At 70.7% G+C, this 23,714-nt stretch carries 21 protein-coding genes and 1 tRNA gene; 4 read left to right on the forward strand and 18 right to left on the reverse strand.

Annotated elements, in window-relative coordinates:
- Window positions 1–46 precede the first annotated feature (46 nt).
- From IE107_RS06935 to IE107_RS07010, 16 genes are all read right to left on the reverse strand, one after another.
- Window positions 47–484, reverse strand: a complete 438-nt coding sequence (locus tag IE107_RS06935) for a Cg1360 family ATP-synthase-associated protein (RefSeq protein WP_189542170.1) — start codon at window positions 482–484, stop codon at window positions 47–49.
- 260 nt (window positions 485–744) lie between these two features.
- Window positions 745–2,103: an MraY family glycosyltransferase gene (locus tag IE107_RS06940; protein ID WP_189542172.1), complete on the reverse strand. Its 1,359-nt coding sequence runs from the start codon at window positions 2,101–2,103 to the stop codon at window positions 745–747.
- Between the two features lie 119 nt (window positions 2,104–2,222).
- A complete protein-coding gene (glyA, locus tag IE107_RS06945) occupies window positions 2,223–3,488 on the reverse strand; it encodes a serine hydroxymethyltransferase (protein ID WP_189542174.1) in 1,266 nt (421 codons plus the stop codon).
- A 133-nt stretch (window positions 3,489–3,621) separates the two neighbouring features.
- Window positions 3,622–4,263: an arsenate reductase/protein-tyrosine-phosphatase family protein gene (locus tag IE107_RS06950; protein WP_189542176.1), complete on the reverse strand. Its 642-nt coding sequence runs from the start codon at window positions 4,261–4,263 to the stop codon at window positions 3,622–3,624.
- Window positions 4,260–4,907, reverse strand: coding sequence for an L-threonylcarbamoyladenylate synthase (locus tag IE107_RS06955; protein ID WP_189542178.1), 648 nt, complete (start codon window positions 4,905–4,907; stop codon window positions 4,260–4,262). The genes IE107_RS06950 and IE107_RS06955 overlap by 4 nt, the downstream gene beginning before the upstream one ends.
- Window positions 4,908–4,971: 64 nt before the next feature.
- Entirely contained in the window at window positions 4,972–5,817 is an 846-nt protein-coding gene (prmC, locus tag IE107_RS06960; RefSeq protein WP_189542181.1) for a peptide chain release factor N(5)-glutamine methyltransferase, read from the reverse strand.
- 40 nt (window positions 5,818–5,857) lie between these two features.
- Complete coding sequence (gene prfA / locus IE107_RS06965) at window positions 5,858–6,934, reverse strand: peptide chain release factor 1 (protein ID WP_189542183.1); 1,077 nt, start codon at window positions 6,932–6,934, stop codon at window positions 5,858–5,860.
- Window positions 6,935–7,090: 156 nt separating this feature from the next.
- Window positions 7,091–7,315: a 50S ribosomal protein L31 gene (gene rpmE, locus IE107_RS06970; protein ID WP_189542185.1), complete on the reverse strand. Its 225-nt coding sequence runs from the start codon at window positions 7,313–7,315 to the stop codon at window positions 7,091–7,093.
- A gap of 142 nt (window positions 7,316–7,457) precedes the next feature.
- Window positions 7,458–8,558 carry an LCP family protein gene (locus tag IE107_RS06975; RefSeq protein WP_189542187.1) on the reverse strand — a complete coding sequence of 367 codons (1,101 nt, stop codon included), beginning with the start codon at window positions 8,556–8,558 and terminating at the stop codon, window positions 7,458–7,460.
- A gap of 375 nt (window positions 8,559–8,933) precedes the next feature.
- Window positions 8,934–10,943, reverse strand: coding sequence for a transcription termination factor Rho (gene rho, locus IE107_RS06980; RefSeq protein ID WP_189542189.1), 2,010 nt, complete (start codon window positions 10,941–10,943; stop codon window positions 8,934–8,936).
- 385 nt (window positions 10,944–11,328) lie between these two features.
- Complete coding sequence (gene thrB, locus IE107_RS06985; protein WP_189542191.1) at window positions 11,329–12,246, reverse strand: homoserine kinase; 918 nt, start codon at window positions 12,244–12,246, stop codon at window positions 11,329–11,331.
- 321 nt (window positions 12,247–12,567) lie between these two features.
- On the reverse strand, window positions 12,568–13,638 hold the full coding sequence (gene thrC, locus IE107_RS06990; protein WP_189542193.1) for a threonine synthase: 1,071 nt from the start codon (window positions 13,636–13,638) through the stop codon (window positions 12,568–12,570).
- A gap of 6 nt (window positions 13,639–13,644) precedes the next feature.
- Window positions 13,645–14,937 (reverse strand): homoserine dehydrogenase, encoded by a 1,293-nt coding sequence (locus IE107_RS06995; RefSeq protein WP_189542195.1) that lies wholly within the window; start codon window positions 14,935–14,937, stop codon window positions 13,645–13,647.
- Window positions 14,938–15,032: 95 nt separating this feature from the next.
- Window positions 15,033–16,424 (reverse strand): diaminopimelate decarboxylase, encoded by a 1,392-nt coding sequence (gene lysA / locus IE107_RS07000; RefSeq protein WP_189542197.1) that lies wholly within the window; start codon window positions 16,422–16,424, stop codon window positions 15,033–15,035.
- A gap of 26 nt (window positions 16,425–16,450) precedes the next feature.
- Entirely contained in the window at window positions 16,451–17,449 is a 999-nt protein-coding gene (nrtL, locus tag IE107_RS07005; protein ID WP_189542198.1) for an ArgS-related anticodon-binding protein NrtL, read from the reverse strand.
- Window positions 17,450–17,504: 55 nt separating this feature from the next.
- Complete coding sequence (locus tag IE107_RS07010; protein ID WP_189542200.1) at window positions 17,505–17,987, reverse strand: response regulator; 483 nt, start codon at window positions 17,985–17,987, stop codon at window positions 17,505–17,507.
- A gap of 169 nt (window positions 17,988–18,156) precedes the next feature.
- Between IE107_RS07010 and IE107_RS07015 the strand changes: the two genes are divergently transcribed.
- Window positions 18,157–18,228: transfer RNA gene (locus tag IE107_RS07015), tRNA-Arg, on the forward strand.
- A 92-nt stretch (window positions 18,229–18,320) separates the two neighbouring features.
- On the opposite strand, the gene IE107_RS07020 is transcribed toward IE107_RS07015, so the two are convergent.
- On the reverse strand, window positions 18,321–18,698 hold the full coding sequence (locus tag IE107_RS07020) for a hypothetical protein (RefSeq protein WP_189542202.1): 378 nt from the start codon (window positions 18,696–18,698) through the stop codon (window positions 18,321–18,323).
- A gap of 251 nt (window positions 18,699–18,949) precedes the next feature.
- On the reverse strand, window positions 18,950–20,014 hold the full coding sequence (ku, locus tag IE107_RS07025; RefSeq protein WP_189542204.1) for a non-homologous end joining protein Ku: 1,065 nt from the start codon (window positions 20,012–20,014) through the stop codon (window positions 18,950–18,952).
- Window positions 20,015–20,075: 61 nt separating this feature from the next.
- On the opposite strand from ku, the gene ligD reads away from it, so the two are divergent.
- The 3 genes from ligD to IE107_RS07040 all read left to right on the forward strand — a co-directional run bounded on the left by ligD (window position 20,076) and on the right by IE107_RS07040 (window position 23,661).
- A complete protein-coding gene (gene ligD, locus IE107_RS07030) occupies window positions 20,076–20,972 on the forward strand; it encodes a non-homologous end-joining DNA ligase (RefSeq protein WP_189542205.1) in 897 nt (298 codons plus the stop codon).
- A gap of 203 nt (window positions 20,973–21,175) precedes the next feature.
- Window positions 21,176–23,341 (forward strand): HEAT repeat domain-containing protein, encoded by a 2,166-nt coding sequence (locus IE107_RS07035; RefSeq protein WP_189542207.1) that lies wholly within the window; start codon window positions 21,176–21,178, stop codon window positions 23,339–23,341.
- A complete protein-coding gene (locus IE107_RS07040; protein WP_189542209.1) occupies window positions 23,338–23,661 on the forward strand; it encodes a zinc ribbon domain-containing protein in 324 nt (107 codons plus the stop codon). The genes IE107_RS07035 and IE107_RS07040 overlap by 4 nt, the downstream gene beginning before the upstream one ends.
- The last annotated feature ends 53 nt before the right edge of the window (window positions 23,662–23,714 follow it).

Consider the following 23,714-nt stretch of genomic DNA (forward strand, 5'->3'; position numbering starts at 1 on the left):
GGACGATAGCAGGGTCTTGAACCTGCACTTATCCCGCCCCTACCCTTCACGGCTTCGAGCCCGTGTTCTTGGGCTTTTCCGCCTTGTCGGACTCGGGTTCGACGTAAAGGATCTTGGCCTTCATGTGTGCACGCGTCTGTGCGCCGATCCACACGAGAGTCATCGCGACCAATGTGATCGCGAAGGCCTTCGGGTCGAACAGCGTCGTGTTCTTGAATGCGGCCACGAAGATGAACAGAAGGAGAAGCTGAGCCGTATACAGCATCAGCCCCATCGCCTGGAACAGGTGAGGCAGGGACCGCGCGGTCCGTTGCAGGACCAGCAGTCCGATCCCCATGAAGAGGATCACCACGATCGTCGCAACGCCCGCGCCGAGGGCTCCCTTGCCGCCCGCGACACCAGCGCCGACAGCAACGGCGACAGCGCCGGCGACAGCGGTGGGTACGGCGGCTTGGAGGAGAGTCCGGGCGTCGTTGGACGGCATGGCGGCAGCTCCGCTTGCAGGGGGTGGGCAGTGTGTCGTCATGGACGAGCGTAGGCCCGGTCCGAGTCGATGCCTCGCACCAGCGGACCGTGCTGCTCAGGTCCTTCGGCTCCGTCACCGGGCTTCGTGAACGGTATCACAAACTATTTGATGAGGTCTTTACCAAGAAAGTGTGCTTACTGTCACACGTGAGAGTGAATTCGCGCATGTGAGCAAAGCAACTCAATACGTTGTCTGATATTGCCCGCGATGCCCGTTTCTCAGCGTGCGGATTCAGCCCGATCTCTGTCCGGAAAACGCGAACGAGGGCCGATCGCGGTCGCCCCGTTGACGCCGGAGACTCCCACGACGACCGGAGCGCGCTCCTGCGACTCGGCGCCCGTCCGCTCCATCTGCCCCTCCAGCGCCTCCTGTTGGGGCTCGGGCTCCTCGTCCCTGCGGCTGCGGCGGTAGCGGGGCGGTACGAAGCGTTCCGCCCAGTAGGGCGCCCGCGGGGTGAAGCGGGGCATCAGCAGCAGCACGAGGCCCACCGTGCTCATCCCCATGATCACCAGCACGATCCACAGGGACGCCGAATGCACCGAATAACCGACCGCACCGAAGGCGATGAGGGCCGACCAGAAATACATGATCAGCACGGACCTGCTGTGCGAATGGCCGATCTCCAGCAGCCGGTGGTGCAGATGGCCCCGGTCCGCCGCGAACGGCGACTGCCCGTTCCACGTACGGCGCACGATCGCCAGCACCAGGTCCGCGGCCGGGATCGCGATGATCGTCAGCGGCAGCAGCAGCGGGATGAAGACCGGCAGCATCGCGTGGGTGGCCTCGCGCTCACTGCCCGCGAAGAGCTTCATCGTGTCCGGGTCGACCAGGCCCGTCACCGAGATCGCGCCGGCCGCGAGCACCAGGCCGATCAGCATCGAACCCGAGTCGCCCATGAAGATCCGCGCGGGATGCATGTTGTGCGGCAGGAAGCCCAGGCACATGCCCATCAGGATCGCCATGAAGAGCGTCGCCGGGGCCGCGGCCTCGATCATGTGCCCGTACCAGAGCCGGTAGGTGTACAGGAAGAACGCGGCGGCGGCGATGCACACCATGCCCGCCGCGAGGCCGTCCAGCCCGTCGACGAAGTTGACCGCGTTGATGGTGATGACGACCAGGGCGACCGTGAGCAGCGTGCCCTGCCACTGGGTGAGCGCCACGGTTCCGACACCGGGGATCGGCAGCCACAGGATCGTCAGACCCTGGAGGACCATGACCGCGGCGGCGATCATCTGCCCGCCGAGCTTGATCAGGGCGTCGATCTCGAACTTGTCGTCCAGGACACCGATCAGCCAGATCAGCGCGGCCCCGGAGAGCAGCGCCCGCGGCTCCGTGGAGAGCTGGAAGACCCAGTCGAGGTTGTGGAGATGGGCCGCGACGATCAGTCCGGCGCACAGCCCGCCGAACATGGCGATGCCACCGAGCCTCGGTGTCGGTTCTCGGTGCACGTCACGCGCACGGATCGCGGGCATCGCCCCGACCGCGATGGCGAACTTACGCACCGGACCGGTCAGCAGATAGGTCACCGCAGCCGTGACACAGAGCGTCAGCAGGTAATCACGCACGGGCTGCCCCATAGATTTCGCCGGCCATCTCAGCCCACACCCTAAACCGTCCGGCCATCAGGGACGGCCGCGCTGCACGGGCCTCATGAGCGAGGACACAGCCACCGGACCCGTCGGTTCCACACCAGCGCCTACCCCGGGTACGGCGGATGTTCCTCCGCCAGCTCCCGCACCTTTGCGCGGACGTCGTCCTCCTCGCGCACCGCCGTACCGAAGAGCTCCGCCAGCCGGGCCATGTCGTCGTCGTCCATGCCCTGGGTGGTGACCGCCGCGGTGCCGAGTCTGATGCCCCGGGCGTCCCCGTACGGCAGCGCGCAGGTGTCCAGCACCAGTCCGGCCGCCGCCAGCCGGGCTCGGGCCGTCGGTCCGTCGACGCCCAGCGGGGCCGGGTCCGCGACGATCAGGTGGGTGTCCGTACCGCCCGTGGTGACCTCGAAGCCCTCCGCCTCCAGGCCGGCCGCCAGCACCCGGGCGTGGGCGACCACCCGATGCGCGTACGCCGTGAACGCCGGGGTGGCCGCCTCCCCGAACGCGACGGCCTTCGCGGCGACCGTGTGCATCTGCGCGCCGCCCTGGGTGAACGGGAAGACCGCCCGGTCGATCCGCTCGGCCAGCTCCGCGCCGCACAGGATCATCCCGCCGCGCGGCCCGCGCAGGACCTTGTGCGTGGTCGCGCAGACCACATCGGCGTACGGCACCGGGTTCGGTGCCGCTCCCCCGGCGATCAGCCCCATCGGGTGCGCGGAGTCGGCGATCAGATACGCGCCCACCTCGTCGGCGATCTCCCGGAACAGCTCGTGGTCGGGATGGCGGGGGTACGAGATGGAGCCGCTCACGATGGCCTTGGGGCGGTGGGCACGGGCCAGGGCGCGGACCTGCTCGTAGTCGATCAGGCCGCTCTCGGAGTCCACCCCGTAGCCGACGAACTGGAACCAGCGGCCGGAGAAGTTGGCGGGCGAGCCGTGGGTGAGGTGTCCGCCGTACGGGAGTCCCATCGCGAGCACCGTGTCACCGGGGCGGAGCAGGGCGGCGTACGCGGCGAGGACCGCGGAGGAGCCGGAATGCGCCTGGACATTGGCGTGCTCGGCGCCGAAGAGCGAGGTGGCGCGGCGGCAGGCGATGCGTTCGGCGGTGTCGGCATACTCGCAGCCGCCGTGGTGGCGGGCGCCGGGATAGCCCTCGGCGTACTTGTTCGCGAGGGGTGAGCCGAGGGCGGCGAGGACCGCGGGCGAGGTGAAGTTTTCGGCGGCGGTCAGCTGGAGGGTGCTGGACTGGCGGCGCAGTTCCCCCAGCAGCACGGCTGCGATCTCCGGGTCCTCCCGGAGCAGGGCGTCGAAGTCCTGCGGCAGGGCGGCCCCGGCGGCGGAGGACGGTGCGGCTGGAGTGGTGACCGGCATCGATGGGCTCCGGGCCTGGGGAGGGGGCTGGCGTCAGCTCCAAATGTAGGCCCGTGACGGCCCTCCTGCCCGCTGTGCGGCGCGCGGCGCACCCGTTGGGACCCCAGGGGTGCCCGGCAGGTGTGTACGCCCGTCAGTGGGGCGCGGGGACGCCCGTCAGCGCCGTGACCACCGGGTCGAGGGCCTGGTTGATCTCGTCGCCGATGGAGCGGAAGAACGTGATCGGGGCGCCGTAGGGGTCGTACACCTCGTCCGCCTCGGCGGTGGGGGCCAGCAGCCAGCCGCGCAGCGCGGCCGCGGCCCGGACCAGGGCGCGGGCACGCTCGACGACGCCCTCGTCCCGCGGGTCGGGCAGCGTGGCGGGGTCTATCGCCCGGACCAGCCGGGTGAATTCCTTGAGGGTGAAGGTCCGCAGGCCGGCCGAGTGACCCATCGAGATCACCTGTGCGCGGTGGTCACGGGTCGCGGTGAGCACCAGGTCGGCGCGGATCACGTGCTCGTCGAGCAGTTCCCGGCCGACGAAGCCGGCGGTGTCGGCGCCGAAGTCGGCCAGGACGGTCTCGGCGTTGGCCTCCATGGGGGCGCCCTCGTGGCCCCAGGTACCCGCGCTCTCCACGATCAGTCCGCCACCGAGCGGATCGCCGAGGCGGTCCACCAGGGCATGGCGGGTCAGCCGCTCGGTGATCGGTGAGCGGCAGACGTTGCCGGTGCTGACGTGGAGGATGCGGAAAGAGTCGGCCCGCCCCGCTATGCCACGCCCCTCAGGGGCGGTCAATTGGCCACCTCGAGGTCGGGTACCACCTTGCGGAGCTCCTCCGCGGAGAGCGCGCCGGCGCGCAGCAGCACGGGGACCTTGCCGGTCACGTCGACGATCGACGAGGGCACGATGCCGGGCGTCGGGCCGCCGTCCAGGTAGACGGAGACGGAGTCGCCGAGCATTTCCTGGGCGGCGTCGCAGTCCTCGGGGGCCGGGTGGCCGGTGAGGTTGGCGCTGGAGACGGCCATCGGGCCGACCTCCGTGAGCAGCTCGATGGCGACCGGGTGCAGCGGCATCCGGATGGCGACGGTGCCGCGGGTGTCCCCGAGGTCCCACTGGAGCGAGGGCTGGTGCTTGGCGACGAGCGTGAGGGCGCCGGGCCAGAAGGCGTCGACGAGCTCCCAGGCCTGCTCGGAGAAGTCGGTGACCAGGCCGTGCAGGGTGTTCGGGGAGCCGATCAGGACGGGGGTCGGCATGTTGCGGCCGCGGCCCTTGGCCTCCAGCAGATCGGCGACGCCCTCGGCGCTGAAGGCGTCCGCACCGAGGCCGTACACGGTGTCGGTGGGCAGCACGACCAGTTCGCCGCGGCGGACGGCCGACGCGGCCTCACGCAGACCCGTCGCACGGTCGGTCGCGTCGTTGCAGTCGTATCGCCGTGCCATCAGCCGGCCTCCTCAAGCGTGTACGGGTGTCGCGGGTACGGGTCGTGCGGGTGGTAACCGCCGGTCACGGCATGGCCTTGCGGGCCGTGGCGAACCGCGGCCGGTTGTTCAGATCCGGGTGGTCGGCCGCGTCCGCCCAGCCGCGCTCCTCGGTGAAGATCCACGGCACCTGGCCGCCCTGGGTGTCGGCGTGCTCGATGACGACGAGGCCACCGGGACGCAGCAGGCGGTGCGCGGTGCGCTCGATGCCGCGGATGGTGTCGAGGCCGTCCTCGCCGGAGAAGAGGGCCATCTCCGGGTCGTGGTCGCGGGCCTCGGGTGCCACGTACTCCCACTCGGTGAGCGGGATGTACGGCGGGTTGGAGATGACCAGGTCGACCTGGCCGTCCAGCTCGGGGAGGGCGGTCAGCGCGTCTCCCTGGTGGACGGTGACCCGGGATCCGTCGGCGTTCTTCCTGGTCCACTCGATGGCGTCGTCGGAGAGCTCGACCGCGTGCACGCGCGAGCGCGGCACCTCCTGGGCCATGGCCAGGGCGATGGCACCCGATCCGCTGCACAGGTCGACGACGACCGGCTCGACGACGTCCATCGCGCGCACCGCGTCTATCGCCCAGCCGACGACCGATTCGGTCTCCGGGCGGGGGACGAAGACACCGGGGCCGACCTGGAGCTCCAGGTAGCGGAAGAAGGCGCGGCCGGTGATGTGCTGGAGCGGTTCGCGGGCCTCGCGGCGGGCGATGGCCTCCCAGTAACGGGCGTCGAAGTCCGCGTCCGGCACCCGGTGCAGCTCGCCCCGCTTGACGCCGTGCACGAACGCGGCGAGTTCCTCCGCGTCGAATCGCGGCGAGGGCACACCGGCGTCGGCCAGCCGCTGGGTGGCCTGGGCCACCTCGGCGAGCAGCAGGTTCATCGCGGTTCTCCGTACGGTTCACGGGTGGGGCGGGCTCGGCTCACGCAGCGGCGAGCTTTGCGGCTGAGTCGGCGTCGACACACGCCTGGATCACGGAATCCAGGTCGCCGTCGAGCACCTGGTCCAAGTTGTACGCCTTGAAGCCGACGCGGTGGTCCGAGATCCGGTTTTCCGGGAAGTTGTACGTACGGATCTTCTCGGAACGGTCGACCGTACGCACCTGGCTGCGACGTACGTCCGAAGCCTCCTGCTCGGCGGCCTCCTGGGCGGCGGCGAGCAACCGCGAGCGCAGGATGCGCATGGCCTGCTCCTTGTTCTGGAGCTGGCTCTTCTCGTTCTGGCAGGAGGCGACGACGCCGGTCGGCAGATGGGTGATGCGGACCGCCGAGTCCGTGGTGTTGACGGACTGGCCGCCGGGGCCCGAGGAGCGGTAGACGTCGATACGGAGGTCGTTGGCGTGGATCTCGACGTCGACCTCCTCGGCCTCGGGCGTGACGAGCACACCGGCGGCGGAGGTGTGGATGCGGCCCTGCGACTCGGTGGACGGCACCCGCTGCACACGGTGCACCCCGCCCTCGTACTTCAGCCGGGCCCACACACCCTGGCCGGGCTCGGTGGCGCCGTTGCCGCCCTTGGTCTTCACGGCGACCTGGACGTCCTTGTAGCCGCCGAGCTCGGACTCGGTGGAGTCGATGATCTCGGTCTTCCAGCCGACGCGCTCGGCGTAGCGCAGGTACATCCGCAGCAGATCGCCGGCGAACAGGGCGGACTCGTCGCCGCCCGCGCCCGCCTTGATCTCCAGGAGCACGTCCTTGTCGTCACTGGGGTCGCGCGGGACCAGGAGCAGGCGGAGCTTCTCGGTGAGCTCTTCGCGCTGCTTCTCCAGCTCCTTGACCTCGGCGGCGAAGTCGGGGTCGTCGGCGGCGAGCTCGCGGGCCGTCTCGATGTCGTCCCCGGCCTGCTTCCAGGCGCGGTACGCGGCGACGATCGGGGTCAGCTCGGCGTAGCGCTTGTTGAGCCTGCGCGCGTTGGCCTGGTCGGCGTGGACCGCGGGGTCCGCGAGCTTCTTCTCGAGATCGGTCTGTTCGCCGATCAGTTCCTCGACCGCCTCGAACATCTTCGGGCTCCTGGTTTCTTCACTCGTGCGTGCCTGCTGGACGGCGTGATGCCGGCCGGGCGGGGATACGTGACGGGGCCGCGTACCCCCGGCCGGACAAAAACGCCGGTCCCGGCGCCCCCGCAAGAGGGCGCCGAGAACCGGCGCAGTGGCTCGCTACTTGCTGGCGGAGCCGGCAGCCTTGCCGAAGCGGGCCTCGAAGCGGGCCACGCGGCCACCGGTGTCGAGGATCTTCTGCTTGCCCGTGTAGAACGGGTGGCACTCGGAGCAGACGTCGGCGCGGATGGTGCCGCCGTCGATGGTGCTCCGGGTCGTGAACGACGCGCCACAGGTGCAGCTGACCTGCGTCTCGGCGTACTCGGGGTGGATGTCGCGCTTCAAGGGTTTCTCCTAGGTTCGGGAGGGCACCGGGTCGCACGCGCGGATTGCGCGTCCGTGAACCGGGGCCGACGTACCAGTCTGCCAGGACCGGCCGTATCTCCCAAAACCGGGGGCGGGCCGCACCTATTCCCGGCCCGCCCGGTCACCGTACGACGTCGCCCGCGGCGCCCTTGTCGCCCGCCGACTTCTCGGTGGCGGAGGCGGGGATCGGCTTGTCCTGCGCGAGCGCGGTCCACACCTGCCGGGCCTCGGCGTCCAGCGGTACGACGCGGTTCGGGTCGGCCGGGTCGTACTGCACGGGCAGCGTGACCATGTGGACATTGTTCGCGCCGAGCCCCTTGAGGCCGTTGGCGAAGGACGTGAGCTCCGTGACCGAACCGAGGTCGGAGTCGGTGGTGACGGTCTTGGTGGCCGTGTCCGCGAGGTCGTACAGGGTCTTCGGGTTGGAGAACACCCCTACGGTCTTGACCTGTTCCATCAGCGCCTTGATGAACGCCTGCTGGAGCTGGATGCGGCCGAGGTCGCTGCCGTCGCCGACGCTCTTGCGGGTACGGACCAGTCCCAGCGACTGCTCCCCGTCGAGGGTGTGGGTGCCGGGTTCGAGCTTCAGATGGCTCTTGGGGTCGTCGATCGGCTCGGTGGTGGTGACCTTCACGCCGCCCAGCTCGTCGATGAGCTTCTTGAAACCGGTGAAGTCGACTTCGACGTAGTGGTCCATGCGGATGCCGGACATGGCCTCGACGGTCTTGACCGCGCAGGCCGGTCCGCCGACCTCGTACGCCGTGTTGAACATCGCGCGCTGCTGGCCCGCGACGGTCTGCCCGGTGGTGTCGCTGATGCAGTCGGGGCGGGTGATGAGGGTGTCGCGCGGGATGGAGACCACGGAGGCCGTCTTGTGGCCTTTGTTGACGTGCAGGACCATCGCGGTGTCGGAGCGGGCGGTTCCCTCGTCGGCGCCGTACGCGGAGTTCGCGCCCGACCGGGAGTCCGAGCCGAGCACGAGGATGTCCTGGGAGCCGTTGTCGATGTTGTCGGGGCGGTCCTTGCCCAGCGCGGCGTTGATGTCGACGGCCTTGAGGTTGCCGTTGAGCTTGAAGTAGGCGAATCCCAGTCCGGCACCGCCGACGACCACCGCGCCGGCCAGGGTCCACGCGGCGATCACGGTCGCCCTGCGGCGACGGGAGGGCTTCTTCCGGCGCTTGCCGGTGGGGCGTATTCGGCCGCCGCTCCCGCGCTCGGTCATGGGTCTCCTTCGGTCGTCAGCTTCCCCTGCTACCCCCAGCAGCGGTGTTCGGGCACCGAAACATCGACATGTCGGTACCGCGTACGACGCCGTGGCACGAAGAAGGGTTGCACAGGCACCTGTTGTTTCCGTGTGAGGACGAAACGGACACCCAACCCGGTTCAACAGCCGGTGATCCGGCGCTCACCTGCGGTTTCTTGGTAGGTGCAGGCATCGTGGCGGGACCGGCGGCACGTCCGGCATGTGGCAAAGGTCTCGGTTCGGCCACCGGTACCGGGGTCGGCTGCGTCACATGCGCCCCGCCCACGGCACAGGGCCGCCCCCGGCACCGAAGTGCCGGGGGCGGCCCTGTGATCCAGCCGGTCCGGTACGACGTCAGTCGTTGCCGTTGCCCGGGGCCGGCGTCGTCTTCTGGATCTGGAGCAGGAACTCCGCGTTGGACTGGGTCTTCTTCATCCGGTCCAGGAGGAGCTCGATCGCCTGCTGCTGGTCGAGCGCGTGCAGCACCCGGCGCAGCTTCCAGACGATCGCCAACTCCTCGCTGCCCAGGAGGATTTCCTCCTTGCGGGTGCTGGACGCGTCGACGTCCACCGCCGGGAAGATGCGCTTGTCCGAGAGCTTCCGGTCGAGCTTGAGCTCCATGTTGCCGGTGCCCTTGAACTCCTCGAAGATCACCTCGTCCATGCGCGAGCCGGTCTCGACGAGCGCGGTGGCCAGGATGGTCAGCGAACCGCCGTCCTCGATGTTGCGCGCGGCGCCGAAGAAGCGCTTCGGCGGGTACAGCGCGGTCGAGTCGACACCACCGGACAGGATGCGGCCGGAGGCGGGGGCCGCGAGGTTGTACGCGCGGCCGAGGCGGGTGATGGAGTCCAGCAGGACGACCACGTCGTGACCCAGCTCGACGAGACGCTTGGCGCGCTCGATGGCCAGCTCGGCGACGGTGGTGTGGTCCTCGGCGGGACGGTCGAAGGTCGAGGAGATGACCTCGCCCTTCACCGACCGCTGCATGTCGGTGACCTCTTCCGGACGCTCGTCGACCAGGACGACCATCAGGTGGCACTCGGGGCTGTTGACGGTGATCGCGTTGGCGATCGCCTGCAGGATCATGGTCTTGCCGGTCTTCGGCGGGGCCACGATCAGCCCTCGCTGGCCCTTGCCGATGGGAGCGACCAGGTCGATGATCCGCGTCGTCAGGACGTTGGAGTCGGTCTCCAGACGGAGCCGGTCCTGCGGGTAGAGCGGGGTCAGCTTCTGGAACTCCGGGCGGCCGCGGCCGGTTTCGGGCGCCATGCCGTTGACCGAGTCGAGGCGGACCAGGGCGTTGAACTTCTCCCGGCGCTCGCCGTCCTTGGGCTGGCGCACCGCACCGGTGACGTGGTCGCCCTTGCGCAGGCCGTTCTTGCGGACCTGGGCGAGCGAGACGTACACATCGTTCGGGCCCGGCAGGTAGCCGGAGGTCCGGATGAACGCGTAGTTGTCGAGGATGTCCAGGATGCCCGCGACGGGGATCAGGACGTCGTCGTCGGAGACCGGGACCTCGCCCGCGAAGTCCTCGCGGCCACGGCGGCCACGGCGGTCGCGGTAGCGGCCGCGACGGCCGCGACGGCCGCCCGCCTCGTCGTCGTACCCGTCGTCCTGCGGGGCGCCGCCCTGCTGGCCCTGGCGCTGCTGGCGCTGGCCGCCCTGCTGGCCCTGGCCGCCACCCTGCTCGTCGCCCTTGCCCCGGCGGTCGCGCTGACGGTCGCGGCGGTCCCCGCGCTCCTGGCGGTCGCCCCGGTCGCCGCGCTGGCGGTCCTGGCGGTCGCCGCGACGGCCCTCGGCCGTGTCGGCGGCGGCTTCGGCCTTGGCCTCGGCGCGGTCTTCGCCCTTGGGCTCGGCCTGCGCCTCCGTCTTGGCCTCGGCGGGCTTGCTCTCCGCCTTGCTCTCCGGGCTGCCCGCCTGCGCGGTGGCACGGCGCCGACGGCGCTCGCCCGTGGGCTGGTCGTCGCTGGCCGGCTGGCCGGGAATGTCGATCTGCTGCTGGGCCGCGGTCTTCTCGGCGGGCGCGGCGGCCACCGGCTCGTCCCCGGTGCGCGCCTTGGAGGTGGCGCGGCGCTTCGGCTTGGTCTCGGTCGCCGCGGCGGGCGCGGCGGCCTTGGGCGCGGCGGAGCTACCGGCCTGCGCCTCCTTGATGACCTCGATCAGCTGGCCCTTGCGCATCCGCGCAGTGCCCTTGATGCCGAGGCCGGACGCGACCTGCTGCAGCTCGGCCAGGACCATGCCGTCAAGGCCGGTGCCGGAGCGGCGGCGCCGTGTGGTGGTGCCAGTGGCAGCACCTTCGGCGGGCGCGGCGCTGTCGACGGTCTTGTCGGCAGTCACGCCCATCAGATCGGTGGTGTCGCTCACGAAGGGTCCTTCCCTGGAGCGGACGTCGGCCTTCTGGCTCGGCGACCGGTTGTGCTGTCCGACTGCGGTCTTTTTCTTGCGGACCGTGCCGGGGCGGTGGTCCGCCGGGTACGGCGGAGGGATGAAGGTGTGCAAGGGCCCGGCGCGAGCATCCCCCTGCTCGGCCCACTCCTGGACGAGCGAGGGGTGTCGTGCCGGTTCCGGAGCGTGCACGAAACTGCTCAGGCAGGCTGCTCAGGCAGTTGGGGAGGCTCCCGGAAGAATTGGTGGTCCCGGAAAGGGACACGAAGCAACGCGCCACATAGACGTCGGTTGCAGACTTGAGGTTAACACTACCGGCTCCAACAAACATTCCCCCTCTCACTCACCGGCAATCACTTCTCGGCTACGGGGCGAGCGGCAGCACACTCGCGCCCGGGGCGTCGAGAGCGAGGCGATTGGCCGCCCATCCCTCGCCCGCCAGCTGTGCGACCTTGTCGGCCGCACCGTCCTCGGCCAGTGCGAGCACGGTCGGCCCGGCACCGGAGATGACCGCGGGGACGCCGTCCGCGCGCAGTCGGTTGACGAGTTCCACGCTCTCGGGCATCGCCGGGGCGCGGTACTCCTGGTGCAGCCGGTCCTCGGTGGCGGTGAGCAGCAGCTCGGGACGCCTGGTCAGCGCCTCGACGAGCAGTGCGGCACGGCCCGCGTTGAAGGCGGCGTCGACGTGCGGGACCGAGTGCGGGAGCAGCCCGCGGGCGGTTTCGGTGAGGACCGGCTTGCCGGGTACGAAAACCACCGGAACGATGGACTGTGCGGGATCCATCCTGATCGCGCGCGCCGATCCGCCGTCCGTCCACGCCAGTGTGAAGCCGCCGAGCAGGCAGGCCGCGACGTTGTCGGGGTGGCCCTCGATCTCGGTGGCGAGCTCCAGCAGGGCCGCGTCGTCGAGCCGGGCGTCCCCGCCGGTCGTCACGGCGCGGGCGGCGACGATGCCGGCGCAGATGGCGGCGGAGGAGGACCCGAGGCCGCGCCCGTGCGGGATGCGGTTGGCGCAGACGATCTCCAGGCCGTGGGGCTGTCCGCCGAGCAGGTCGAAGGCCGTGCGCAGGGAGCGCACGAGGAGGTGGCTCTCGTCGCGGGGCAGCGTGTCGGCACCCTCACCCGCGATGTCGATGTGCAGTCCGGAGTCGGCGACACGGACGACGACGTCGTCGTACAGCCCCAGCGACAGGCCGAAGGCATCGAAACCCGGGCCCAGGTTGGCGCTGGTCGCGGGGACGCGCACCCGGACGGCGGCGGCTCGGAAGGCGGGACCGGCCATCGGTTGGACGACTCTCCTTGTGTGGCAGCGGGGGGTGGTGAAGCGTTTTCTCCGTGGTGGCGGGAGGCCGTGGTGACGGGGAGTGGGATTCCGGCGAACCGACGGCCACAACGGTCCATGCACCGCGGCAGATGCGGCGGGGCGGCTTGAGTACAGCTTATCGAAGGAAGGTTCTGTGGCGACATAGGGCGCACGGGAGGCGCACGATGCGTGTCGCACGCCTCCTATGCGCTCTCCGCCCCGAATAGGGGTGGTTGAGCTGGGTTCTTCCCTGAGCCGCCGGGAGGGTCCTGGGACCTGCCCGGCGGATCGGCGCAGGCTCTAGACGAGGCCCAGCTTCTGGGCGGCGGTGGCCGCGTCGACGGGGACCGTGACCGGCTGCGGGGCGCCCGCGACGGCCCAGTCGGGGTCCTTGAGGCCGTTGCCGGTGACCGTGCAGACGATCCTCTGGCCGGGGTCGACCTTGCCCTCCTCGGCGGCCTTGAGCAGACCGGCGACCGAGGCGGCCGAGGCGGGCTCGACGAAGACGCCCTCCTGGGAGGCCAACAGCCGGTAGGCGGCCAGGATCTGGCGATCCGTCACCTCATCGATGAAACCGCCCGATTCGTCCCGGGCGTCCAATGCGTACTGCCAGGAGGCCGGGTTGCCGATCCGGATCGCGGTGGCGATGGTCGACGGGTCCTTGACGACCTCGCCGCGGACGATGGGCGCGGAGCCGGAGGCCTGGAAGCCCCACATGCGCGGGGTGTGCGTGGCGACGGCGTCCCCCGCGTACTCCTTGTAACCCTTCCAGTACGCGGTGATGTTGCCCGCGTTGCCGACCGGGAGGACATGGATGTCCGGGGCGTCGCCGAGCGCGTCGACGATCTCGAACGCGGCGGTCTTCTGGCCCTCGATGCGGACCGGGTTGACCGAATTGACCAGCGCCACCGGGTAGTTGTCCGAGAGCGAGCGGGCCAGCGTCAGGCAGTCGTCGAAGTTGCCGTCGACCTGGAGGATCCTGGCGCCGTGCACCAGCGCCTGGCCCATCTTGCCGAGCGCGATCTTGCCCTGCGGCACGAGGACGGCACAGACCATGCCGGCCCGCACCGCGTACGCGGCGGCGGAGGCGGAGGTGTTGCCGGTGGAGGCACAGATGACCGCCTTCGCGCCCTCCTCCTTGGCCCGGGTGATGGCCATCGTCATGCCGCGGTCCTTGAAGGAACCGGTGGGGTTGGCACCCTCGACCTTGAGGTGGACCTCGCAGCCCGTGCGCTCGGAGAGGACCTGGGCGGGTACGAGCGGCGTACCGCCCTCACGAAGCGTGACGACCGGCGTCGTGCTCGTGACCGGAAGGCGGTCCCGGTACTCCTCGATGATGCCGCGCCACTGGTGGGTGCCCTTGCTGGTCATGGGTCCTTACTCCCCTTCAACACGCATGATGCTGGCGACACCGCGCACGGTGTCGAGCTTGCGCAGCGCCTCGACGGTCGCCGAGAGGGCGGCGTCGGACGCGCGGTGGGTGACGACGACGAGAGATGCCTCGCCATCCTTGCCCTGCTGGCGGACGGTATCGATCGATACGCCCTTTTCGGCGAAGACCGTCGCGACCTGGGCGAGCACGCCAGGCTTGTCGGCCACGTCGAGACTGATGTGGTACCGCGTGACCACGTCGCCCATGGGGCTGACCGGCAGGCGCGTATACGCGGACTCACCGGGGCCGGTGGCCTCGTTGAGCTTGTTGCGGCAGACCGCGACCAGGTCTCCGAGGACCGCGGACGCGGTCGGCGAGCCACCGGCGCCGGGGCCGTAGAACATGAGCTGCCCGGCCGCCTCCGCCTCGACGAAGACCGCGTTGTACGCCTCGCGCACGGAGGCCAGCGGATGGCTCAGCGGGATCATCGCCGGGTGCACCCGGGCGGTGACCGACTGCCCGTCGGCGGCGCGCTCGCAGATGGCGAGGAGCTTGACGGTGCAGCCCATGCGGCGGGCGGAGGCGATGTCGGCGGCGGTGACCTCGGTGATGCCCTCGCGGTGCACATCGCCGATCCTCACCCGGGTGTGGAAGGCGATGCCGGCGAGGATGGCGGCCTTGGCGGCGGCGTCGAAACCCTCGACGTCGGCGGTCGGGTCGGCCTCGGCGAACCCGAGGGCGGTGGCCTCGTCGAGCGCCTCGGAGTATCCGGCTCCGCTCGTGTCCATCTTGTCGAGGATGAAGTTGGTCGTGCCGTTCACGATGCCGAGGACCCGGTTGACCTTGTCACCGGCGAGCGACTCGCGCAGCGGCCGTACGAGCGGGATGGCGCCGGCCACCGCGGCCTCGTAGTAGAGGTCCCGGCCGTGCTGCTCGGCGGCGGCGTGCAGCGCGGCGCCGTCCTCTGCCAGCAGCGCCTTGTTCGCCGAGACGACGCTCGCGCCGTGCTCGAAGGCGGTGGTGATGAGCGTACGGGAGGGCTCGATGCCGCCGATGACCTCGATGACGACGTCGATGTCGCCCCGTTTGACCAGGGCCGTCGCATCGGTGGTGATCAGCGCGGGGTCGATGCCCTCGCGCACCTTGGAGGGCCGGCGCACGGCGACACCGGCGAGCTCGACCGGCGCGCCGATGCGCGCGGCGAGGTCGTCGGCGTGCGTCGTCATGATGCGCGCCACCTCTGAGCCGACCACTCCACAGCCCAGCAGCGCCACCTTCAGCGGACGCGTACGCATCATCCGACCTCGTTTCCTTTACATCCGATGTGTGGACCAGTCTCACTCACCGGACGGGAGTTTCTGCCACCCGTCCGGATCCTGAGACATGTATTTCATCAGCCGACATCGAGACGCAGGAGATCTTCCTCCGTCTCGCGCCTGACGATGACACGCGCCTGACCGTCGCGCACGGCGACGACCGGCGGACGCAGGGCGTGGTTGTAGTTGCTCGCCATGGAACGGCAGTACGCGCCGGTGGCGGGGACGGCGATCAGATCGCCGGGAGCGAGGTCGGACGGCAGGAACGCGTCCTTGACCACGATGTCGCCGCTCTCGCAGTGCTTGCCGACGACCCGGGCCAGCATCGGCTCGGCGTCGGAGGTGCGCGAGGCGAGCACGACGGAGTACTCGGCGTCGTACAGCGCGGTGCGGATGTTGTCCGACATGCCGCCGTCGACGCTGACGTAGGTACGCAGCCCCTCCAGGGGCTTGATGGTGCCGACCTCGTACAGCGTGAAGGCGGTCGGGCCGACGATGGCGCGCCCCGGCTCGACGGAGATCCGCGGGGTGGCGAGCCCGGCCGCCTCGCACTCGCGGGTCACGATGTCGCCGAGCGCCTTGGCGATCTCGTGCGGCTCGCGCGGGTCGTCCTCGGAGGTGTACGCGATGCCGAGCCCGCCGCCGAGGTCGATCTCGGGCAGCTCCACCCCGTGCTCGTCGCGCACCTCGGCGAGCAGCTGCACCACACGCCGGGCGGAGACCTCGAATCCGGCCATGTCGAAGATCTGCGAGCCGATGTGCGAGTGGATGCCGATGAGTTCCAGACCGTCGAGGGCGAGCGCCCGGCGCACCGCTTCGGCGGCCTGTCCCCCGGCCAGCGCGATCCCGAACTTCTGGTCCTCGTGCGCGGTGGCGATGAACTCGTGGGTGTGCGCCTCGACGCCGACGGTCACCCGGATCTGTACGCGCTGCCGCTTGCCGAGCCGCTGCGCGGTGTGCGCGACCCGGGCGATCTCCTGGAACGAGTCGAGCACGATGCGCCCGACGCCGGCCTCGACGGCCCGCTCGATCTCGGCGACGGTCTTGTTGTTGCCGTGGAAGGCGATGCGTTCGGCCGGCATCCCGGCGTCCAGCGCGGTGGACAGCTCGCCGCCGGAGCAGACGTCGAGGTTGAGCCCCTCCTCCTGGAGCCAGCGCACGACGGCCCGCGACAGGAAGGCCTTTCCGGCGTAGAACACGTCGGCGTCGCGTCCGAAGGCGTCGGCCCAGGCGTGGCAGCGGGCCCGGAAGTCGCTCTCGTCGAGGAAGTAGGCCGGGGTGCCGAACTCCTCGGCCAGCCGCGTCACTCCGATCCCGCCGACGGTGATCGCGCCCTCCTCGTCGCGGGTGACGGTGCGGGCCCAGACCTTCTCGTCCAGGGCGTTGAGATCGGCCGGCGGCGCGGTGTAGTGCCCCTCCGTCATGACATCGGCGTGGCGGGGCCCGGCGGGGTGTGCGGATCGGCTCATGGTGTTGCTCTGCTCTCTCGGATCTCTCAGAGGACTTCGGGTGCGCTGATGCCGAGCAGGGACAGGCCGCCTGCCAGCACCGTCCCGGTGGCGTCGGCAAGAGCGAGCCGGGAGCGGTGGGCGGCCGAGGGTTTCTCGTCACCGACGGGGAGCGGCGAAGCACTGTCGTGGAAGTCGAAGAAGGCCAGCGCGAGGGCTTCCAGCTGCCGGGCGACGCGATCCGGCTCGCGGTGCCGGGCGGCGGCCGCCAGCACGCCGGGATGATCGGCGAGCAGCGCGCCGAGCGCGGGCGCGTCCACGCTCTCCTCGTACGCCGGGCCGAACCCGAGCTGCCGGGCGCCACGGCCCAGCGCCCGGATCCGGGCGTGCGCGTACCGCACCCGGAACAGCGGATTGCTCTCCTGCTGCACGAGGAGCTCGTCGTTCCCCGTGCTCCGGGGCCGGTCGTGCGGGGCGGCCCGCAGCAGGGCCCAGCGCGCGGCGTCGCTGCCGAGCCGCCCGAAGAGGTCACGGTCGGCGGCCGGCACCGGAATCACGTGGAGCGCCTCCCCGCCCGCCGTCCGCTCCCCGACCTCGGCGCCCTGGGCCCTCAGCAGCCGTTCGACGGTCTCGGTGACGAGACGGGCGCGGAGCTCCTCGACGGGCGCGAACGAGACCACCGCTCCGGCGAGGGCGTCGCCGTGTCCGTACGCCGTGCCGTGGGCGGTGACGGTCCGCACCAGTGTGTCGAGGCCGCGCGCCCCGGCCCGCAGCGTGAAGTTCAGAAATCCCGGCCCGGTGACCTCGACGTCCCCGATGCCCGGCGCGCCCAGCACCCGGGCCCGGAGGATCTCGGCCACGTCCCGGGCCGGCAGCGCGGCGGGCCCGGCCAGTTGGAGGGCGACGGCGCAGGCGTACTCCCCCCGCCCGCCGGGGCGGGTCCGCTCCACCCGCACGCGCGCGGGCACGGGCGCACGCAGGGCGTCCTCGTCGACCGCGCGGCGCACGGCGTGCAGCACGGTCCTGGAGAGATCGGCGGGGGTCACAGGACAAGCGTATGGGAGGAAGGGGGGCACCCCGCGAACCGGTTTCGCCATGCGGTCACCCCGCTGCACGCTCCGCCGTCCCGGCACCCTGTCTGCCGTCGAGCGTCGGCGGGTCCTCCCGCTCCATCAACTGCCGTACGAGCCGCACCAGCTCGGTCGGCTCGAAGGGCTTCGCGAGGAACGCGTCGACCCCTGCGGCGACCCCGCTGTCCACCTCGTACGCCGTGCAGGCGCTGATGATCGCCACGGGCAGCTGTCTGGTTCGCGGATCGGAGCGCAGTCTGGCGGCGGTCTGCAGACCGTCCAGCCTGGGCATGACGACATCGAGCGTGATCACATCGGGACTGACCCGATGCACCAGATCCAGACACTCGACACCATCGGCCGCGGTCACGACCTCGAAGCCCTCGAGCTCGAGGTTGACCCTGATCAAATGCCGGATGACCTTGTTGTCGTCGACAACAAGCACGCGGCCACACGCCCCTGACACACTCCGAGAGTAGGTGGGACGTAGGGGCTGCGTCCGGGTTTTGCCCATTTCCGACCCCGGACGAGTGGCGCGAGGGGTGGCCGGATGCATCCGGAACGCACTGCACGCCCCTCCTCCTGGCCCCCGCGGCCTCGCCGGCCGGCCCGGAAATACCTGTTCACGGACACCCCGCGGAAGCTGGTAGTGTTTCACCCGTCGCCGAGCAACACAGCGATTCGCCCTCGTAGCTCAGGGGATAGAGCATCGGCCTCCGGAGCCGTGTGCGCAGGTTCGAATCCTGCCGAGGGCACTTCCGACAGACCCTCCGACCAGCGGAAACGCTGAGCGGAGGGTCTTTTCGTCATGGTCGCGAGCCTGTCGGACTGCGGCGGCCCGTACCGGCTACGGCCCCACGTCGTCCGGCCCGTCGGAGCCGATCTGTTCGGCCCGCAGCGCCAGGTCCTGGAGCACGTCGGCGGACGAGACGTCCGTCTGCCCGGAGTCGTGCACCTGGGCCAGCATCGCGAAGGCCAGGGTGAACGCACCGACGAGCTGCTCCACCGCGGCGCCGACCTCCCGGCCGACGAGCGTCGCGACCTCCTCGATCGAGGCGTCCTCGGGGACGGTGATCCGGGGCATCGTCTCGTTGAGGAGTACGGTCACCACGCTGGGATCGGTTTCCAGGTCGTCGCGGTCGACGTTCTCTTCGAGCAGCCGACGGATCTCGCCCGCCTCCGTGAGGATGCCCACCACTCGCTTCACCACTTCGCTCTGCTCCATCCGGCGAGCATAGGCGCGGAACCGCGCAACCTGTGGGCGGTCGGTCATTCGTGCCTTCGCGCCTTCGCGCCTTCGGCGGTCCGGGTTCGGACCAGGAGGAAACCGAGCCCGTGCCCGCGAAGGGGATGCGGCCGTAGCAGCCTCGGCCCCTCGGCCATGTGGAGTTACCGGCTCCGATTCTTCGGGCAAAGGACCGTTACAGGAACGGTGTTGACCGTGATCGTCGCTGGGATGCGCCGCTCATCCGTGTTTCAGGCCGAGGCGCGCTTGCGAGAAGCCGCCTTCTTCGCCGCCGTCTTCGTGTCCGACTTCGCGGTGGTCTTCTTCGCCGTCGATCTGGCGGACGACTTCGCCGTCGACCGTGCGGCAGTCTGCTTGGCGGGTGTCCTGCTCGGCGTCGACTTCTTCGCGGGCGTCTTGTCGGCGGACACGGTGGCCTTCTTCTTCGTTCCGGTTCCGCCCGTCTTCTTGCGGCCCGTGAGCGAGGAGACCTTGGCGACGGATGCCTTTTCCGGCTCGGCGGCCTCCGGCTCCTCGCCCCGGGCCTCCTTCGCCGCCCGGACGCTGCTCTCCAGGGCCGCGATCAGGTCGATGACCTTGCCGCCGCCCGAGGCGTCCGCCCCCGCCGGCTCCGGGGTCCGGCCCTCCGCCTTCGCCGCGATGAGCTCCTCGACCGCCTCGCGGTAGTCGTCGTGGAGCGAATCCATGTCCACCTCGCCGAGGGTGTCCATCAGCGCGTCGGCCAGGTCGAGTTCGGCTTCACGGACCTTGACCCCGGATTCCGGGGCGACGCCCTCGGGGCTGCGGATCTCGTCCGGCCAGAGCAGGCCGTGCATGGCGATCACGTCGTCGACCACCCGCAGCATGCCGAGCCGCTCGCGGCCGCGCAGCGCGTACTTCGCCAGGGCGACCTTCCGGCTCCGCTTCAGCGCCTCACGCAGCAGGGTGTACGGCTTGGCCGCCGGTACCCCGTTGGCACAGAGGTAGTACGCCGCGTCCATCTGGAGCGGGTCGATCGAGGCGGCCGGCACGAAGGCCACGATCTCGATCGCCTTGGCCGTGGGCAGCGGGAGCGAGCCGAGGTCCTCGTCGGTGATCGGGATCAGCGAACCGTCGGGCTCCTCGTACGCCTTCCCGATCTCGGCCGCGGCGACCTCCTCGTCGTCGAGCTCGCAGACCTTGCGGTAACGGATCCGGCCACCGTCGGCGAGGTGGATCTGACGGAAGGAGATCGAGTGGTTCTCGGTGGCGTTGACCAGCTTGATCGGGATGCTGACCAGCCCGAAGGAGATGGCGCCGTTCCAGATGGACCTCACTGTTCACCCCTTGTGTCCGCGTAGATACCTGTAGATCCGTGAATCATGTGATTCTTATCGTATGACGCCGATCACAGAGGTGGAGGGGCGGCGGCTGGCGCTCAGCAATCTCGACAAGGTGCTGTATCCGGCCACCGGAACCACCAAGGGCGAGGTGCTGCACTACTACGCGGCCACCGTCGCGGGGCCCCTGCTCACGCATCTGGACAACCGGCCCGTCTCCTTCCTGCGCTATCCGGACGGGCCGGACGGGCAGCGCTTCTTCACCAAGAATCCGCCGCCGGGTACGCCGTCCTGGGTACGGACCACCCCGGTGCCGCACCACGACGACGAGCAGGCCAGGCAGGTGGTCGTGGAGGATCTGGCCTCGCTGATGTGGGCGGCCAATCTGGTGGTGGAGTTCCACACCCCGCAGTGGCGGGCCGATGCGCCCGGGATGGCCGACCGGATGGTCCTCGACCTGGACCCGGGCGCACCCGCCACCGTGGTGGAGTGCTGTGCGGTGGCGCTGTGGCTGCGCGAGCGGCTGGCGGCGGACGGGCTGTGCGCGTACGGGAAGACGTCCGGGGCGAAGGGGCTGCACCTGCTCGTACCGCTGGAGCCGACCCCCGCCGATCGGGTGTCGGCCTACGCGAAAGGGCTGGCCGTCCAGGCGGAGCGGGAGCTCGGGGACCTGGTCGTGCACCGCATGAAGCGGGCGCTGCGGCCGGGGAAGGTGTTCGTCGACTTCAGCCAGAACGCGGCGGCCAAGACCACCGCCACCCCGTACACGCTGCGTGCCCGGCCCGAACCGACCGTCTCCGCGCCCGTCACCTGGGCCGAGATCCAGGAGTGCCGCACCCCCGGGGAGCTGGTCTTCCTGGCGGACGGGATGAGGGCGCGGCTGGAGCGGTACGGGGATCTGCTCGGGCCGCTGGCCGATCCGGACGGGGCCGGACGCCTGCCGGACGCGCGGTAGGCACGGCAACAGGGCCGCGCAGGAGCGATTCTGACGTCTCGCCATCAAAAGTGACCGTTTCGCGACGGTCCACCGATAGCGCATGGCATGCGCGTTTGTCATGCTCGCCAGGAAAAGACCGCATGTGGAGGGCGGACCGTCCGACCGGTGGTGCACACTCCTCGCAGACACTGCTTCGTTGAAATGCGTGGGGAGGCGATGGGGTGTTCGCTGGGATCGACGAGGTCGACTGGGCCTCGATGGAACATGCCTACGGACCGGCCGGTGATGTGCCCGCGATGCTGCGGGGGCTGGCGTCGGCCGATCCGGCCGAGCGCGAACAGGCGCTGGACGGGATGTACGGGGCGGTTCACCACCAGGGCGATGTGTACGCCTGCACACTGGCCAGCATTCCTTTCCTTTTCGAACTGGTCGTCGATCCGGGGATCCCGGACCGGGGCGGCATCGTCGAGTTGCTCACCAGCATCGGCGGCATCGATCTGGACGAGGACGACGAGGACGAGATCGACGAGGACGAGATCGAGGGCGCGGCCAACTACGCGATGGCGGCGACCGCCGTCACCGCGGGCGCCGATGTGTTCTTCGACCTGATGGCCGACGAGGACCCAGGGGTACGGCTCTGCGCTCCCCTGGCACTCGCCGCGCTCCACGACCATCCGGGCAGGGTTCTCGAGCTGCTGCGGGAGCGGCTGCCGATCGAGCCGGACGAGGAGGTGCGGCTCGCCCTGATCGAGGCCGCGGGGCGGATAGCCCTGCGTCACCGGCTGCAGGCCGGGCCGGCGGCCGCCTGGCTGAGCCGGCTGGCGGGCGAGGGCTTCCCGCCGGGGCTGCGGCTGGCCGCGCTGGCCCAGCTGGCGCGGTGCGCGCCGGACGCGCTGCCCGGCGATGTGGTGCGGATGGTGACGGGGCTGCTGCGGCAGCTGCGTTCGATACCCGCGCGCCGGTCCGGGGCGGTCCCGGCACTCGACGCCCAGGCCGGTGCGGCCGAGGCGGTCGCGGGGTATCCGGACGCGGCCGGGGAACCGCCCGCCGAGGAACGGGTCGCGCCGGCGACCCTGGTGGGCCAGTTGCGGGCGCTGTCCGACGAGGAGGTCCCGCCGGCCGCCGCCCCCTGGACGGCGGACCTGTTGCGCACACTGCACGTCGGGCTCGACGACCGGGTCGCCGAGCGGACGGCGCTGCTGGCGGATCAGCTGCGCAGCGCGGACCGCCGGCAGCGGATCGACGCGCTCCGGATGAGCAGCGGGCTGATCCGGACCTGGCGGGGCTCGTACGAAGAGCTCGTCCGGCTGGTCGGCGAGCAGCTCGCCACCCCCGATCCACGGCTGGCCGACGAGGCCTCGCAGGTGCTGGAGGAGCTCTTCGGGCTCGCTGCCCCCGCCGCGGACGCGTTGGCGGCGCGGGTGGCGGCGGATCCCGGGGCCTGGGTGCGGGACTGGCCGAGCGGGCCGCCGGCGCTGGGCAGTGCGGTGAAGGCGCTGGCCGGGCTGGGCGATGCCCGCGCCGTGCCCGCGCTGACCGCCGCGCTGGAGCGGCCCGAGGTGCCGCACGACATGGGATTCGCCATCGGCTGTCTGGGGGCGGCGGCGGACCCGCTGGCCGAGGTGCTGCGCCGCAGGCTCGGCGAGGTCCCGCTCGACGAGCGGGCACACGACCGGGCGGGCCCGCTGCTCACCGGTCTGGCCGCGCTCCGGGCCGGTGAGGCGCTGCCGGAGGTGCTGCGGGTGCTGCGCGGCGTGCCGGAGTACCGGGGCGAGTGGGTGCGTACGGCGGCGTTGCGGGCGCTCGGTGCGTTCGGGCCCGCGGCGCGCGGTGCCGTGCCGGAGCTGCGGGTGCTGCTGCGGAGTCCCGGGGCCACCTCGGCGACCGAGGTCGCGAAGGCCCTGTGGGCGGTCGAGGGGGATGCCGGCGCGGTGCTCCCGGTGCTGATCGAGGGGCTGCGGGCGGAGCGCGTCCATGAGGTCCGGTCCGCGGTGAACGCGCTGGGCGGGCTCGGGGCGCGGGCCGGGGTGGTCGCGCCGAGGCTGCGGGCGCTGCTGGGTCACGGGGAGCTGTGGCTGCGGGTGGACGCGGCGATCGCGCTGTGGGAGGTGTCCGGGCGGTCCGACGCGTCCGTGCCGGTGCTGCTGGCGGCCTGGGAGCAGAACCGTCATGCGCGCGTCCGGGTGGCGGAAGGCCTGGCGCGGATGGGTGCCGCTGGTGCAGGGTCGGATGCGGCATATGTGCTGCGCGCCGAACTCGCCTCCGTACGCCGTCACAACGCGATGGACAGCGGGTACGGCAGCCACGACACCTACGAGGACGAAAAGCTGCTGGCGCTCTGCCGGCAGGCGCTGCTGTGGAACACGGGGAAGGGGCCCGCAACATGATCATTTTCGGTACGCGAGGTTATCTGTACCAACTGGCCGTACTCACGCTGGTATGCGGCTGGTGCGGCAATCCGGCCGCGCACACGCTGCGCAAGAGGGTCACGAAGTTCACACTGTTCTTCGTGCCGCTCTTCCCCTTCTCGACGAAATTCGCGACCCAGTGCACCTTCTGCGGCGGGGAGCAGCAGATACCGAAGGAGCAGGCCGATCAGCTGCTGGCGCAGCACGCGGCCTCGCAGCAGGGCAATCCGTACGGGCAGCCGCAGGGCCAGCCGGGGTACGCGCCGAACGCTCAGGGCCAGAATCCCTACCAGGGCTGACAGGCACCCCTGCCGATACCGAAACGAACGCCTCCGCCTGCATTAAATAGGCA

The sequence above is a fragment of the Streptomyces gelaticus genome (assembly GCF_014649535.1).
GTDB lineage: Bacteria > Actinomycetota > Actinomycetes > Streptomycetales > Streptomycetaceae > Streptomyces > Streptomyces gelaticus.

What these genes read in the sequence shown, in the direction of transcription:
- lysA (WP_189542197.1), bottom strand. Translation starts at nt 16,424, where the DNA reads ATGAGCCGATCCGCACACCCCGCCGGGCCCCGCCACGCCGATGTCATG.
- IE107_RS06940 (WP_189542172.1), bottom strand. Translation starts at nt 2,103, where the DNA reads ATGGGGCAGCCCGTGCGTGATTACCTGCTGACGCTCTGTGTCACGGCT.
- IE107_RS07010 (WP_189542200.1), bottom strand. Translation starts at nt 17,987, where the DNA reads ATGGGCAAAACCCGGACGCAGCCCCTACGTCCCACCTACTCTCGGAGT.
- thrC (WP_189542193.1), bottom strand. Translation starts at nt 13,638, where the DNA reads ATGACCAGCAAGGGCACCCACCAGTGGCGCGGCATCATCGAGGAGTAC.
- IE107_RS06995 (WP_189542195.1), bottom strand. Translation starts at nt 14,937, where the DNA reads ATGATGCGTACGCGTCCGCTGAAGGTGGCGCTGCTGGGCTGTGGAGTG.
- prmC (WP_189542181.1), bottom strand. Translation starts at nt 5,817, where the DNA reads ATGAACCTGCTGCTCGCCGAGGTGGCCCAGGCCACCCAGCGGCTGGCC.
- IE107_RS07040 (WP_189542209.1), top strand. Translation starts at nt 23,338, where the DNA reads ATGATCATTTTCGGTACGCGAGGTTATCTGTACCAACTGGCCGTACTC.
- IE107_RS06975 (WP_189542187.1), bottom strand. Translation starts at nt 8,558, where the DNA reads ATGACCGAGCGCGGGAGCGGCGGCCGAATACGCCCCACCGGCAAGCGC.
- IE107_RS06955 (WP_189542178.1), bottom strand. Translation starts at nt 4,907, where the DNA reads ATGGCACGGCGATACGACTGCAACGACGCGACCGACCGTGCGACGGGT.
- prfA (WP_189542183.1), bottom strand. Translation starts at nt 6,934, where the DNA reads ATGTTCGAGGCGGTCGAGGAACTGATCGGCGAACAGACCGATCTCGAG.
- IE107_RS06935 (WP_189542170.1), bottom strand. Translation starts at nt 484, where the DNA reads ATGCCGTCCAACGACGCCCGGACTCTCCTCCAAGCCGCCGTACCCACC.
- IE107_RS07020 (WP_189542202.1), bottom strand. Translation starts at nt 18,698, where the DNA reads ATGGAGCAGAGCGAAGTGGTGAAGCGAGTGGTGGGCATCCTCACGGAG.
- ligD (WP_189542205.1), top strand. Translation starts at nt 20,076, where the DNA reads ATGACGCCGATCACAGAGGTGGAGGGGCGGCGGCTGGCGCTCAGCAAT.
- thrB (WP_189542191.1), bottom strand. Translation starts at nt 12,246, where the DNA reads ATGGCCGGTCCCGCCTTCCGAGCCGCCGCCGTCCGGGTGCGCGTCCCC.
- glyA (WP_189542174.1), bottom strand. Translation starts at nt 3,488, where the DNA reads ATGCCGGTCACCACTCCAGCCGCACCGTCCTCCGCCGCCGGGGCCGCC.